Origin of the sequence: Streptomyces smyrnaeus (assembly GCF_017676345.1) — a bacterium.
In the GTDB taxonomy this organism is placed as follows: domain Bacteria; phylum Actinomycetota; class Actinomycetes; order Streptomycetales; family Streptomycetaceae; genus Streptomyces; species Streptomyces smyrnaeus.
On record NZ_JAFFZM010000002.1, the window covers coordinates 558,251 to 572,949 of the forward strand.

Genomic DNA, 14,699 nt, shown 5'->3' on the forward strand with positions numbered 1-14,699 from the left:
GCAAGCGCGCCCCGAAGCGGTAGGGCTGCAGCTCGGGACGGCGGTCTGTGCCGGGCCCGAAGCACGTCCTCCCCAAAACTCCCCCTGAAGCTCCACATCCTCACCCGTCATACCCCGCCACATCGAGGCGACGCCTGGGCGGGGTTCTGGATCTTCGGTCACCCCTTCGCGTGCTTTTCCGCGATCTTTGTTTCCGATCTTCGTAAGATCTCGTTCGCTGTTTCTGACCAGCGCCTAAACCAGTCGTACCGGATTTCTTCGTTCACTCGATAGATCGTTTTCCCGGGGTCAGTTGAATTTGCACATTCCCTCGTGCGAGCGAATTATCCGCTTCCCGTACGGCTGATCTTCGCCGATCCCGGCGAATTCTCGCTGCTGCGCTCTGTTTTGATCTAGTGGCGCTCCCTACAATCCGTCCACATCTTTGCAGCAGGACGCCTGAGCGTGCTTGCGCGCGCCCATGTGCCAAACGTCAAGGAGGACGAATGGCGGGGCATCTCAGCCCACTTCACCACCCCCAGCACCTCGCGGACGCCGCAGAACTGACCAGTGGCAACCGGGGACTCGCGATCGTGATCGCGGTTGTCGCGCTCGCAGCGCTCGGCGTCGCCATGGTGTTGGTACGACAAGTGCTCGCCGCGGGCGAAGGCACCGACAGCATGAAGAAGATCGCTGCCGCCGTTCAGGAAGGCGCGAACGCCTACCTGGCGCGGCAGTTGCGCACCCTCGGCGTATTCGCGGTGGTTGTCTTCTTCCTGCTCATGCTGTTGCCGGCCGATGATATGGAACAGCGGATCGGCCGTTCGTTGTTCTTCCTGGTCGGGGCAGGTTTCTCGGCGGCCACGGGTTATATCGGCATGTGGCTCGCGGTACGCAGCAATGTGCGTGTTGCTGCTGCTGCGCGTGAGGCGACCCCGGCGCCGGGTGCGGCGGAACCGTCCGGTGATCTCACCGCTGTTTCCCACAAAGCGATGAAGATCGCTTTTCGTACCGGTGGTGTCGTCGGAATGTTCACCGTCGGGCTCGGCCTGCTGGGTGCCGCGTGCGTGGTGCTCGTCTACGCGGCCGACGCACCGAAGGTGCTGGAGGGCTTCGGTCTCGGTGCCGCGTTGATCGCGATGTTCATGCGAGTCGGCGGCGGCATCTTCACCAAGGCCGCCGATGTCGGCGCCGACCTCGTGGGCAAGGTCGAACAGGGGATCCCCGAGGACGACCCGCGCAACGCCGCCACCATCGCGGACAACGTCGGCGACAACGTCGGGGACTGCGCCGGTATGGCGGCCGACCTGTTCGAGTCGTACGCGGTGACGCTGGTGGCCGCGCTCATTCTGGGCACGGCCGTCTTCGGCAACGAGGGATTGATCTTCCCGCTGATCGTTCCCGCCATCGGCGTGATCACCGCCATGCTCGGGGTGTTCGCCGTGGCGCCGCGCCGCGCCGACCGCAGCGGGATGACGGCGATCAACCGCGGCTTCTTCATCTCGGCCGTGATCTCGCTCGTGCTGGTGGCCATCGCCGCGTTCGCGTACCTGCCCTCCAGCTACGCGGACCTCAAGGGCGTCTCCGGCGACGACGCGCAGGAGATCCTCGGACACAGCGGTGATCCGCGCATCCTGGCCATCGTGGCCGTCGCCATCGGCATCGTGCTCGCCGCCGTGATCCAGCAGCTGACCGGTTACTTCACCGAGACCTCCCGCAAGCCCGTACGGGACATCGGCAGGACCTCGCTGACGGGGCCGGCGACCGTCGTGCTGTCCGGCATCTCGCTGGGCCTGGAGTCGGCCGTCTACACGGCCCTGCTGATCGGCCTGAGCGTCTACGGAGCCTTCCTGCTGGGCGGCGGCACCGTGATGCTGGCGCTGTTCGCCGTGGCGCTGGCCGGCACCGGGCTGCTGACCACCGTCGGTGTGATCGTCGCGATGGACACCTTCGGTCCCGTCTCCGACAACGCGCAGGGCATCGCCGAGATGTCCGGCGACGTCGAGGGCGCGGGCGCGCAGGTGCTCACCGACCTGGACGCGGTGGGCAATACCACCAAGGCGATCACCAAGGGCATCGCCATCGCCACGGCCGTGCTCGCCGCCGCCGCGCTCTTCGGTTCGTACCGCACCGAGTTGGCCCACGCACTGGCCGACGCGGACCAGGAAGCGGGCAAGATGCTGGAGCTGGTGGACATCGCACAGCCCAGCACGCTCGTCGGGCTGATGTTCGGGGCCGCGGTGGTCTTCCTCTTCTCGGGGCTGGCCATCAACGCCGTCTCCCGCTCGGCCGGTTCGGTCGTCTACGAGGTGCGGCGGCAGTTCCGGGAGCGCCCCGGGATCATGGACTACTCCGAGAAGCCGGAGTACGGCCGGGTCGTGGACATCTGCACCAAGGACGCGCTGCGCGAGCTGACGACGCCGGGGCTGCTGGCCGTGATGGCGCCGATCCTGGTCGGCTTCACCTTCGGGGTGGGCGCGCTGGCGGCGTTCCTGGCGGGCGCGATCGGCGCCGGCACCCTGATGGCCGTCTTCCTCGCGAACTCGGGCGGCGCCTGGGACAACGCGAAGAAGCTGGTGGAGGACGGCCACCACGGAGGCAAGGGCAGCGAGGCCCACGAGGCCACCATCATCGGCGACACGGTCGGCGACCCGTTCAAGGACACCGCAGGCCCGGCGATCAACCCGCTGCTGAAGGTGATGAACCTGGTGGCCCTGCTGATCGCGCCCGCCGTCGTGCAGTTCAGCTACGGCCAGGACAAGAGCGTGGGCGTGCGGGTGGTGGTCTCGATGGTGGCCGTGGCGGTCATCGTCGGCGCCGTCTACATCTCCAAGCGCCGCGGTGTCGCCGTGACGGAGGAGAGCCCGGCCGAGCGGACGATCAAGCCGCCTCAGCCTCCGGCCGATCCGGCGGACCCGGTGGACCCGGTGGCTGCCTCCTAGCCACCTGACGGCGTCACCTGACGGTCGCTCACACCGATGGGCCGGCACGGCGACGGCTCGTGGCGGCAGCCGTGCACGGCAGTCGCACGCGGGCAGCCATCGCACAGCGGCAGTCACGTAGGAAAAGTCACACGGCGAAAGCCGCACAGCGGACGTCGCACAGCGAAAGCCGCACAACGAGAATCGCACTACGAAAGTGGCACAGCGAGAGTCAACCGGTCGGCGGGCGGGGCGTTTTGACGTCCCGCCCGCCGCTGTGTGCGCCCGGTTCGCTCCCCGTCGGATGCTCCGCGTGCCCCCGCCGGGTACAGAAGAATGTCTGCAATGTCGCACCGCACTGTTGGTGCAAATGGCTGCAATAGTAGACATAGGGTTCTTCCGGCTCGCCGTCACTCCCTCCCTGGCGTGTATGTTCCGGGCCGAACAGCCATGGAAGGGACCGATCCGGTGAACAAGAAGCTCGCGGCGGCGCTGTCCAGCGGTGCGGCGCTCGTGCTCGCGCTGACTGGTTGCAGCGACGACAGTGGCAAGACGGACGACTGGGCCAAGCAGGTCTGCGACGACCTCCAGCCCCAGCTCAACAAGATCGATCAGGCCAATGCCTCGATCGCGGAGGCGTCACAGGCGAGCAAGCCGCCCGAGGAGGTCAAGAAGGCCGACGCCGCCGGTTTCCAGAAGGTCTCCGACGCCTACAAGGCGATGGCACGCGCGGTCAAGAAGGCGGGTGCTCCGCCCGTGGAGGACGGCGAGAAGCTCCAGAAGGACGCCGTCAAGGAGCTGAACCGCATCTCCGGCGAGTACCAGGAACTCAAGGTCGCCGCCGAGAAGCTGCCCACGGGCGACAAGTTCGACGAGGGCCTCGACAAGCTGGCGGCCAAACTCAAGTCCCTGGGGCAGAGCGGCGACAAGGCGCTCCAGCGGCTCCAGAAGGGCGAGGTCGGCAAGGCGATGGCCGAGCAGGAGAGCTGCAAGAAGACGGGCGTCACCAAGGACGGGTCCTGAGGACGCGGTCACCCACGCCGTCGAATCCCTGCCTCGTCGAACCCTCACGCCGTCGAAGGCCCCTACGTCGTCGAAGGCTCCACAGGCCGTCGAAGGCGCGGTCCTGATGCCCATGCAAGCGCGATCCCCCATGCCCCCGAAGGCAAGGCGGCCCGGGAGCGAAGGAGAATGGCGCGGGTGAGCACTGACGCACTTCCCGAGCCCACGACCGAGAGCACCCGCCGACTGCGGGAGGCGCTGACCGCGGCCGGGTTCACCGCCGATGGTCTCCTCGACGTACTGGGCGCCTCCGCCTACGCGGCGCTCGCCCGTGGTGAGACCGTCCCGGCGCTGCGCGCCACCCGCGGCGGGGGCCCGTTGGAGACGCTGACGCGGCTCTTCCTGCTGCAGCAGGCGGTGCCGTACGGCAGCGCGCGGGCCGTGCTGCCCGTCGACGAGGCGCTGTCCGATCGCTGGCTGGAACGGGCGCCGGGTGCGGACCCGCTCCAGGGCGACGCCGCCGCCGACACCCCCGCGGCCACCGACACCCCCGCCGCCGTACGTGCCACCGTCGATGTGCGCCCCTACAGCGGCCCGGGGGGCGAGGACTGGTGGATCGTCAGCGACCGGGTATGCGCAGTCGGCGGTGCCGGCGGCGTGGGCGGTCCGCGCGAGGCCGGTGAGGGAAGTCCCGGCCAGGACGTCGTACTCGGCGTCGGAGGCGCTTCCACGACCCTTGCCGGGCTGATGGTCCCCACCCCTGTCGCCCGCGCGCTCGACCTCGGCACCGGGTCGGGGATCCAGGCGCTGCACGCCAGTCGTTTCGCGACGCACGTCACCGCCACGGACGTCAATGCGCGCGCGCTGCGGTTCGCGCGCCTGACCCTGGCGCTGTCGGGTGCCCCGGAACCGGAGTTGCGGGAGGGCTCGCTGTTCGAGCCGGTGGCGGACGAGGAACCGTACGATCTCATCGTCTCCAACCCGCCCTTCGTGATCTCCCCGGGCGCCCGGCTCACCTATCGGGACGGTGGCATGGCGGGTGACGACATGTGCCGCACCCTCGTCCAGCAGGCGGCCCGCCAGCTGGCCCCGGGCGGCTACTGCCAGCTGCTGGCCAACTGGGAGCACCAGGAGGGTGCGGACTGGCGCGAGCGCGTCTGCGGATGGGTGCCGCCCGGGTGCGACGCGTGGATCGTCCAGCGGGAGGTCCAGGACGTCACCCAGTACGCGGAGCTGTGGCTGCGCGACGCGGGGGACCACCAGGGCGATCCGGCCGCGTACGCGGCGCGCTACGACGCCTGGCTGGAGGAGTTCGCGGCGCGGGGCACCAAGGCCGTCGGTTTCGGCTGGGTCGTGCTGCGGCGCACGGACGCCGAGCGCCCCTCGGTGCTCGCCGAGGAGTGGCCGCACCCGGTCGAGCAGCCTCTCGGCGAGGTGATCCGGGAGCACTTCGAGCGGCAGGACTTTCTGCGCCGTACGCACGACGGGGCGCTGCTGGAGCACCGCTTCGTGCTCGCGGACGAGGTGGTGCAGGAACAGGTGGGAGCGCCGGGCGCGGAGGACCCCGAGTACGTGGTGCTGCGGCAGAACCGCGGGATGCGGCGGGCGACGACGGTGGACACGGTCGGTGCCGGGTTCGCCGGGGTGTGCGACGGGACGCTGAGCGCGGGGCGGATCCTGGACGCCATCGGCCAGTTGCTCGGCGAGGACCCGGCCGAGCTGCGGGCGCGTACGCCGGAGTCGATCAGGCTCCTGGTCGAGCAGGGGTTCCTGTCGCCGGTGGTGGACTGACGGCGGCCGTAGCGCGGTGCGGGTCAGAGCAGATTGCGGGCCACCGTCCAGGCGACGGCCGCACTCAGTACGGCCACTTTGCCGCGGGTGGTCATACGGGGCGCGTAGCGGCGTCCGCGCAGCCCTTCGTAGAGCCAGCGCCCCGACAGGTAGCAGGCGACGGGCAGGCCGACCGTGAGCAGTGCGGCGTTGTCGTGCAGGGCCGCCGCCAGGTCGCCGTGCATCAGGTCGTAGGCCATACGCGTGCCCCCGCAGGCCGGGCAGAGCAGCCCGGTGGCCCAGTTGAAGGGGCAGCGCGGCAGCCAGGCGCCGGACTCGTGGGGGTTGGTGCCCCACAGGTAGCAGGCGCCTGCCAGGCCCGCCGCCGCCGTGGCGAGCGGCGGGGCGGCCGGGTGGGAGAGGGCGGCGCGGAGTCGGCCCACGGCAGCAGGGACGTTGGTTATCGCCATGTGGCCAGTGCCTCCCCTCGTGTCGCGTCGCCCTCCCCCGGGGCGTGCGAAGCCTCAGCCACGCAGAATACGGCCCTGGGCGTCGGTGCGGCTGTCGCTGGTCAGGAACATGATTCCGTCGACCAGCGCCCAGATGCCCATCCCACCGCAGGTGAACAGCTGGGCTATGCCCATGCCGATGTGACCGGTGTAGAAGCGGCCGATGCCCAGACCGCCGATGAACAGCTGGAGCACTCCGGCGACGATCTTGGACTTGTCGGAGAGCGGACGCCCGTACGGGTCGTAACCGTACGGCGCGTTCGGATCTCCGGTGTACTGGCCGGGAGGGACGGCGCCCATCGGCTGCTGCTGCGGGTAGCCGTAGCCCGGCTGGCCGGGCTGCTGCTGGCTGTACGGGTTCTGGCCCGGCTGCTGCGGGTAGCCGTAACCGGGCTGATTCGGGTCGGACACAAGACCTCCGAGGTCGAGCGGTACCTGGTGATGTGCCCCCGACATGTTGCCAGAGCCTTCCGGCGGCGGGACGGCTGGTTGTCGGGTTACCGTTCGAGTGGCGTTGCGGACTTTTCCCGTTTGACATGGGGGCGGGAGGTACCGTCACACTCCGCAGCGATAGCAATGCAGCGATATTGATACCGACTCATACCGAACCTGATACCGAACCTGATACCGACCGGAGAGAAGAGCAGAAGTTGTCCCCGACCCACGAGACAGCAAATGGGGGGCGCCGACTTGTGATCGTCGAGTCGCCTGCCAAGGCCAAGACGATCAAGGGCTATCTCGGCCCCGGCTACGTTGTCGAGGCCAGTGTCGGGCACATCCGCGACCTCCCGGGCGGTGCGGCCGAGGTTCCCGCGAAGTACAAGGGCGAGCCCTGGGCCCGCCTCGGCGTCAATGTCGACCACGATTTCGAGCCGCTGTACGTCGTCAACAGCGACAAGAAGGACCAGGTCAAGAAGCTCAAGGAGCTGCTGGCCGAATCCGACGAGCTGCTGCTGGCCACTGATGAGGACCGCGAGGGCGAGGCCATCGCCTGGCATCTGCAAGAGGTGCTCAAGCCCAAGGTCCCGGTCAAGCGGATGGTCTTCCACGAGATCACCAAGGACGCCATCCAAAACGCCGTCCGCAACCCCCGCGACCTCAACCAGCGGCTGGTCGACGCACAGGAGACCCGCCGCATCCTCGACCGGCTGTACGGGTACGAGGTCTCACCCGTGCTGTGGAAGAAGGTCATGCCGCGGCTGTCGGCGGGCCGGGTGCAGTCCGTGGCCACCCGGCTGGTCGTGGAGCGGGAGCGCGAGCGCATGGCGTTCCGCTCCGCCGAGTACTGGGACCTGACCGGCACGTTCGCGACGGGGCACGCGGGGGATGCCTCGGCGGGAACGGGTGCCGCGGGCGACCCGGGCACGTTCGGCGCCCGGCTGACGACGGTGGACGGCCGCCGTGTCGCACAGGGCCGCGACTTCGGCTCCGACGGGCAGCTCAAGGACCCGTCCGCGGTGCTCCACCTGGACGAGGAGGGCGCCCGCGCCCTGGCCGCCGCGCTGGAGGACACCGACTTCGCGGTCCGCTCCGTCGAGTCCAAGCCCTACCGCCGCTCCCCGTACGCACCCTTCCGTACGACCACCCTCCAGCAGGAGGCGAGCCGCAAGCTCGGGTTCGGCGCGAAGTCCACCATGCAGGTGGCGCAGAAGCTGTACGAGAACGGCTTCATCACCTACATGCGTACGGACTCCACGACGCTCTCCGACACCGCCGTGTCCGCGGCCCGCGCGCAGGTCACCCAGCTCTACGGCGCCGACTACCTGCCGGACAAGCCGCGTACCTACGCCGGCAAGGTCAAGAACGCGCAGGAGGCGCACGAGGCGATCCGCCCCTCCGGCGACCGCTTCCGCACGCCCGCCGAGACGGGGCTGACCGGCGACCAGTTCAAGCTCTACGAGCTGATCTGGAAGCGGACCGTCGCCTCGCAGATGAAGGACGCCGTCGGCCAGTCGGTGACGGTGAAGGTCGGCGGTCGCTCCGCCGACGGCCGGGACGCCGAGTTCAGCGCCACCGGCAAGATCATCACTTTCCACGGCTTCCTCAAGGCCTACGTGGAAGGCGCCGACGACCCCAACGCCGAGCTCGACGACCGCGAGCGGCGGCTGCCCCAGGTCGCCGAGGGCGACCCGCTGCGCGCCGCGGAGATGTCCGTCGACGGCCACGCCACCAAGCCGCCGGCCCGCTACACCGAGGCCACGCTGGTCAAGGAGCTGGAAGAGCGGGAGATCGGGCGCCCGTCCACCTACGCCTCGATCATCAGCACCATCCTGGACCGGCGCTACGTCTTCAAGAAGGGCACCGCGCTGGTGCCGTCCTTCCTGAGCTTCGCCGTGGTCGGACTGCTGGAGAAGCACTTCGGCCGGCTCGTCGACTACGACTTCACCGCCAAGATGGAGGACGACCTCGACCGCATCGCGGCGGGCAGCGCCGAGGCCGTGCCGTGGCTGCGGCGCTTCTACTTCGGCGAGGGCGGCGAGTCCGCGACCGGTGAGGCCGCGGCAGCGGGCAACGGCGACGGCGATCACCTCGGCGGGCTCAAGGAACTCGTCTCCGACCTCGGCGCGATCGACGCCAAGGGCGTCTCCTCCTTCCCCGTCGGCGAAGGCATCACCCTGCGTGTCGGCCGCTACGGTCCGTATGTGGAGGGGCCCAGCGAGAAGGAGGGCGAGCCGGGTCGGCGCGCGGACGTCCCCGACGACCTGCCCCCGGACGAGCTGACGGTCGACTACGCCAAGGAACTGCTGGACAAGCCCAGCGGCGACTTCGAACTGGGCACCGACCCGGAGAGCGGTCGCCCGATCGTGGCGCGGGACGGGCGGTACGGACCGTACGTCACCGAGGTGCTGCCCGAGGGCACGCCGAAGACGGGCAAGAACGCGGTCAAGCCGCGGACCGCCTCCCTGTTCCGCTCGATGTCGCTGGACACCGTCACGCTGCAGGACGCGCTCAAGCTGCTGTCGCTGCCGCGTGTCGTCGGCGTCGACCCCGAGTCCGGCAACGAGATCACCGCTCAGAACGGGCGCTACGGGCCCTATCTGAAGAAGGGCACCGACTCGCGCTCGCTGGAGAGCGAGGAGCAGATCTTCAACATCACGCTGGACGAGGCGCTGGAGATCTACTCCAAGCCGAAGCAGCGCGGCCGTGCTGCCGCCAAGCCGCCGCTCAAGGAGCTGGGGAACGATCCGGAGACGGAGCGCCCCGTGGTGGTCAAGGACGGCCGTTTCGGTCCGTATGTGACGGACGGCGAGACGAACGCGACGCTGCGGCGGGACGACGACGTCGAGACGATCACCCCGGAGCGGGGCTTCGAACTGCTGGCCGACAAGCGGGCGAAGGGCCCCGCGAAGAAGAAGACCGCCGCCAAGAAGACCACCGCGAAGAAGACGGCCACCAAGAAGACGGCTGCGAAGAAGACCGCGGCGAAGAAAACCACGGCGACGAAGACGGCGGCCAAGAAGACGGCTGCGAAGAAGACCACCACCAAGAAGACCGCCACCAAGAAGTCGGCCGCCGAGAAGTCCGCTTCTTCGGAGAACACTTCTCCGGAGTGACCCCGAAGGCGCCGCTGAGCAGCGGCGCGCATACAGATGTTCGGGTACGGAGCCGGGGTGTCGGTCACTCCCTATACGCTGGCGGGATGAAGTCTTCGCCCCCAACTGCCCCGGACGACGCCCTCGCCGCGGAATCCCGCGAGGGTGCCGTGACCGCGTTGCTGCGTTTCCCCCCGCTGCGGCGGCTGTGGACCGCGCAGTTCACCAGTGGGATCGGCGACATGCTTGGTCTCCTGGTGCTGCTGTTGCTGGCGATGCAGGCAGCAGCCGTGCGTGGCGTGGCGGGGGACCCGGTGTTCGGCGGCGGGTACCGCGGGATGGCACTCGTCGTGGCCGCCGTCTTCGGACTGCGGCTGCTGTCCACGCTGCTGTTCGGCGCCGTTCTGTTGGGTCCGATCTCCGCGCTGGTCAGCGGTGCCCAGGAGAGCGGCAAGAACGCGAAGGACGAGAAGACCCCGAAGAGCCCCCAGAGTGCACAGGGCGCTCAGGCCCCGGAGAGCGTGCAGAGTGCTCGCAGCGGGAGCGGTGAGAAGGCCGCAGCGAGCGACGGCGGCAGCGGGAAGAAGGTCCTCGGCAGCGGGAAGAAGGTCCTCGGCAGCGGGAAGAAGGTCCTCGACCGGCGCTGGACGCTGTTCGGAGCCGACGCGCTGCGCGCGCTCGCGCTGATCGTCGCCCCGCTGTGGATCGACTGGACGCCCGGCAGCGCGTTCTTCGTACTCCTCGCCTCCGTCTTCGTGGCGGGTGCGGCCGAGCGGATCTCCACCGTCACGAGGGACAGCGCGGCCCCCGCACTGCTGCCGGCCACGCCGCCCGAGGGCGCCGCCGTACGGCCGCTGCCGGACCACCACGAGGCGCTGCGCCGGCTGTGGCTGCGGTCGGGCTTCGTCGCGCTGCCGATCGCGGCCGCCGGACTCGTCGTCGTCACGCTGATCAGCAACCTGTTCGGTACGGGTATCGACTGGTTCGGCTCGCACCAGGCCGCCCTCGCCTCGTACGTGGCGGCCGGGCTCTTCGCGGCCGCTGCCGCCATCGTCTACTTCCTCGAACTGCCGGACGGGCGGACCCCGCGCCCCCGCTCACCGCTGGAGGGGCTGCGCAGGCCCAGGACGACCGAGGGTGGACCGGACAAGGGCCGCACCGGAGCCGTACCGCTACTCGTCGCCGCGGGCGGGGCGATCGGCGGCGCCGTCGCGGCGGCTGTCGCGCTCGCTCCGCTGCACGCCGCCGACCTCGGCGGTGGCCCCGTCGCATTCGGACTGCTGGCGCTGATGCTGACCGGCGGCACCGTCGCGGGGATCCGGATGGCGCCGTACACGGTGCCGTCGCTCTCCCGGCGCCGGCTCCTCGCGCTCACCATCGGGCTGACCGGCATCGTGCTGCTGGCGGCCGGACTCGTTCCCGACACCGCGACCGTCATCGGGCTGGCACTGCTGGCCGGGCTGGGCGGCGGCATCGCGGCGAACACCCTGCACACCCTGCTCGATCAGGAGACCGAGGAGTTCCGTCGCGTCCGTACGACCGAGCATCTGCAGGCGGTGGTACGGCTGTCGCTGGCGGTGGGCGCGATCGTGGCGCCGGTGGTGGCCGCGCTGATCGGACCGCACCGGGTGGAGAACGGCTCGTTCGTCTTCGACCACGGCGGGGCCTCGTTCACGCTGATGCTGGTGGGCGCGCTACTGCTGCCCGTCGGCGCGATCCTGCTCGGCCGCACCGACGACCGGCAGGGCGTACCGCTGCGGCGGGACCTGCTGGAGGCGTTCGGCGGCGGCCCGCTGCGGCAGGCACCTGCCAAGAACGGCTTCTTCCTGGTACTGGAGGGCGGCGACGGCGCGGGCAAGACCACACAGGTGGAGGCGCTCGCCGAGTGGATCAGGGCCAAGGGGCACGAGGTCGTCGTCACCAAGGAGCCCGGCTCCACACCGGTGGGCAAGCGGCTGCGCTCCATCCTGCTGGACGTCTCCTCGGCCGGGCTCTCGCACCGCGCGGAGGCACTGCTGTACGCCGCGGACCGCGCCGAGCACGTGGACACGGTGGTCCGCCCGGCGCTGGAGCGCGGGGCCGTGGTGATCTCCGACCGGTACGTCGACTCCTCCGTCGCCTACCAGGGCGCCGGACGCGACCTGTCCCCGAGCGAGATCGCCCGTATCAACCGCTGGGCGACCGAGGGACTGGTGCCGCATCTGACCGTGCTGCTCGACGTACCGCCCGAGACGGCGCGTGAACGGTTCACCGAGGCGCCGGACCGACTGGAATCCGAGCCGGCCGAGTTCCACCAGCGGGTGCGCGCCGGATTCCTCACCCTCGCCGCCGCCGACCCGGCCCGCTATCTGGTCGTCGACGCCGCGCAGGAGCCGCAGACCGTCACCACGGCCGTTCGCCACCGCCTCGACCAGGTGCTTCCGCTCTCCGAGGCCGAGAAGAAGGCCCAGGAGGAGGCCCGTAAGCGGGCCGAGGAGGAAGCGCGCAAGCGGGCCGAGGAAGAGGCCCGCCGCAAGGCGGAGGAAGAGCGCAAGGAGCGCGAGCGCAAGGAGCAGCTGGAAAAGCTCCGCCGCGAGGAGGAGGAGCGCAAGCGCCGCGAGGCCGAGTTGGCGCGCCAGCTGGAAGAGGCCCGGCGCGCCGAGGAGGCCCGTAAGCGGGCCGAGGAAGCCCGCCGGATCGCCGAGGAGGAGCGCGAGCGCCGCGAGGCCGAGCAGCGCGCCTACGAGGAGGAGCAGGAGCGGCTGCGCAAGCGTGCCGAGGAGGAGAAGCGGCTGCGGGCCGAGGCCGAGGAGCGCCGTCGGGAACGGCAGCGCAAGGCCGAGGAAGCGCTGCTGAAGGCCGAGCAGGCGCGGGCGGCGGCTGCCGCGGAGGCGGCGGCCAAGGCCGAGGCGGAGGCCGAGGCAGAGGCTGCCGAGCGGGCGCAGCGGGAGACGGCGGAGGCTGCGGAAGCAGCGGAGGCCGCGAAGGCCGCGCAGGCGTCGAAGGCTACGAAGACTGCCGGGGCCGCGAAGGCTGCTGGGGCCGCGAAGGCTGCGGAGGCTGCCCAGGCTGCGGAGGGCGTCGGGGCTGCGGAGCTCGCTGAGGCGGCTGAGGGGGCGGAGACTCCCGAGGCCGGAGGTGCTGCCGAGGAGACCGCATCCGAGGCCGCCCCCGAGGCCGCACCGTCGCCCGACGGGTCGGAGGCCGACACGGCGCAGATCCCCCAGGTCCGGCCGCAGGACGAGAAGGCCGCCGGACCGGACGCGGACTCCGGACCGGACGCGGAGGACACCACGCAGTTGCCGCGTCCCGAGGTGGCGTCGCCCGAGGACGAGACGACGGTGCTGCCGCGCGTCTCCGAGGCGGACGACACCCGCGAGACGGCGGTTCTCCCGCAGGTTCCCGAGTCCGCCGCCGATCCCGACGACCGCACGCGCGAACTGCCGCAGGTCGACGAGACGGAGCGGCGCCCTCGCCCCTCCTGGGCGGAGGATCCGCTCGACGACGCGCCCACCCTCGCGGACAAGCTGCTGGGCCCGCGCGAGGACGACGGCGACGGCGGCGAGGACCACCGACGCCGATAGAGCGCCGACGGTCCGGCCAGGCGCCACAGCACCTGGCCGGACCACCTGCGCGCCACCTTGCACCACCCGCCACCGGCGCCCGGTGTCTGCCACCCGCCACCGGGCGCCCGGTGTCCGCCACACGGCACCCTCACCGGTCCGTCCCGGGCTGTCACCGGTATCCGCGACAATGGTCTCCATGGCGGTGTGGGACGACCTGGTGGGTCAGGACAGGGCAGCGCAGCAGCTCGTCGCTGCCGCGCGCGATGCCGACGCGTATGTGACGGCGGAGGCCGAGGCACACGGCTCCGCCGACCTCTCCGGCTCCTCGATGACCCACGCCTGGCTCTTCACGGGCCCGCCCGGCGCCGGTCGGGAGCACGCGGCCCGCGCGTTCGCGGCGGCGCTCCAGTGCGTGAGTCCGGACCGGGCGCTGGGCGGCAGCCCGGGGTGCGGCTTCTGCGAGGGGTGTCATACGACGATGGTCGGCACCCACGCGGATGTGGAGGTCGTCCGTACGGACCTGCTGTCCATCGGTGTGAAGGAGACGCGCGCGCTGGTGCGCGGGGCGCAGATGTCGCCGTCGGGCGGGCGCTGGCAGGTGATCGTCCTGGAGGACGCCGACCGCCTGACGGAGGGCGCGGGGAACGTGCTGCTGAAGGCTGTCGAGGAGCCCGCGTCGCGCACGGTGTGGCTGCTGTGCGCGCCGTCGACGGAGGACGTGCTGCCGACCATCCGATCGCGCTGTCGGCACCTGGCGCTGCGTACGCCTCCGGTGGACGCCGTGGCGGATCTGCTGGTGCGGCGGGACGGGATCGAGCCGGAGATGGCCGCGTTCGCGGCGCGGGCCACGCAGGGGCACATCGACCGGGCGCTGCGGCTGGCGACGGACGAACGGGCCCGCGCCAGACGGCAGGCGGTGCTCAAGCTGCCGACGCGGGTCGACGATGTCGGCAGCGCCCTCCGTGCGGCACAGGAGCTGATCGACGCCGCGACGGAGGACGCCAAGCAGGTGGCCGAGGAGCTGGACGCCAAGGAGACCGAGAATCTGCGGGCAGCCCTCGGCGCGACGGAGGGCAAGCGGCTGCCACGCGGTACGGCGGGTGCGATGAAGGAGCTGGAGGACAAGCAGAAGCGCCGGTCCACCCGCACCCAGCGCGACTCGCTGGAGTTGGCCCTGTCGGACCTGACGGCCTACTACCGTGACGTGCTGGCCCGCCAGTTGGGCTCGTCCGTCGCCCTGTCGCACGACGAGGCGGCCGGCCCGATCGGGCAACTGGCCGCGACCTCGCGCCCGGAGCAGACGCTGCGCCGCATCGAGGCGGTGCTGGACTGCCGCCGGGCGCTGGACCGCAACGTCGCCCCGCTGCTGGCGGTGGAGGCGATGACGATGGCGCTGCGCGCGGGCTGACGCGCCACAGCGCCCCCCGCGGGCGACGGGCC

At 70.7% G+C, this 14,699-nt stretch carries 8 protein-coding genes; 6 read left to right on the forward strand and 2 right to left on the reverse strand.

Annotation, left to right across the window (positions count from 1 at the left end):
* The first annotated feature begins 485 nt into the window (after positions 1–485).
* From JW613_RS05975 to JW613_RS05985, 3 genes are all read left to right on the forward strand, one after another.
* On the forward strand, positions 486–2,921 hold the full coding sequence (locus tag JW613_RS05975) for a sodium-translocating pyrophosphatase (RefSeq protein WP_209209605.1): 2,436 nt from the start codon (positions 486–488) through the stop codon (positions 2,919–2,921).
* A gap of 429 nt (positions 2,922–3,350) precedes the next feature.
* Positions 3,351–3,923: a small secreted protein gene (locus JW613_RS05980; RefSeq protein WP_209209606.1), complete on the forward strand. Its 573-nt coding sequence runs from the start codon at positions 3,351–3,353 to the stop codon at positions 3,921–3,923.
* Between the two features lie 168 nt (positions 3,924–4,091).
* The gene (locus JW613_RS05985; protein WP_209209607.1) at positions 4,092–5,693 is read left to right on the forward strand and encodes a DUF7059 domain-containing protein; all 1,602 of its coding nucleotides are present in this window, start codon (positions 4,092–4,094) and stop codon (positions 5,691–5,693) included.
* A 23-nt stretch (positions 5,694–5,716) separates the two neighbouring features.
* On the opposite strand, the gene JW613_RS05990 is transcribed toward JW613_RS05985, so the two are convergent.
* Positions 5,717–6,142, reverse strand: coding sequence for a DUF2752 domain-containing protein (locus JW613_RS05990; RefSeq protein WP_185017782.1), 426 nt, complete (start codon positions 6,140–6,142; stop codon positions 5,717–5,719).
* Positions 6,143–6,196: 54 nt separating this feature from the next.
* Positions 6,197–6,592, reverse strand: a complete 396-nt coding sequence (locus JW613_RS05995; RefSeq protein WP_180289719.1) for a TM2 domain-containing protein — start codon at positions 6,590–6,592, stop codon at positions 6,197–6,199.
* 239 nt (positions 6,593–6,831) lie between these two features.
* Here JW613_RS05995 and topA point away from each other — a divergent pair, with 239 nt between their 5' ends.
* The 3 genes from topA to JW613_RS06010 all read left to right on the forward strand — a co-directional run bounded on the left by topA (position 6,832) and on the right by JW613_RS06010 (position 14,667).
* Positions 6,832–9,735, forward strand: a complete 2,904-nt coding sequence (gene topA, locus JW613_RS06000) for a type I DNA topoisomerase (protein WP_209209608.1) — start codon at positions 6,832–6,834, stop codon at positions 9,733–9,735.
* An 86-nt stretch (positions 9,736–9,821) separates the two neighbouring features.
* Positions 9,822–13,277 carry a dTMP kinase gene (tmk, locus tag JW613_RS06005; protein ID WP_245225040.1) on the forward strand — a complete coding sequence of 1,152 codons (3,456 nt, stop codon included), beginning with the start codon at positions 9,822–9,824 and terminating at the stop codon, positions 13,275–13,277.
* Between the two features lie 178 nt (positions 13,278–13,455).
* Positions 13,456–14,667 carry a DNA polymerase III subunit delta' gene (locus tag JW613_RS06010; RefSeq protein ID WP_209209609.1) on the forward strand — a complete coding sequence of 404 codons (1,212 nt, stop codon included), beginning with the start codon at positions 13,456–13,458 and terminating at the stop codon, positions 14,665–14,667.
* Positions 14,668–14,699: the final 32 nt, after the last annotated feature.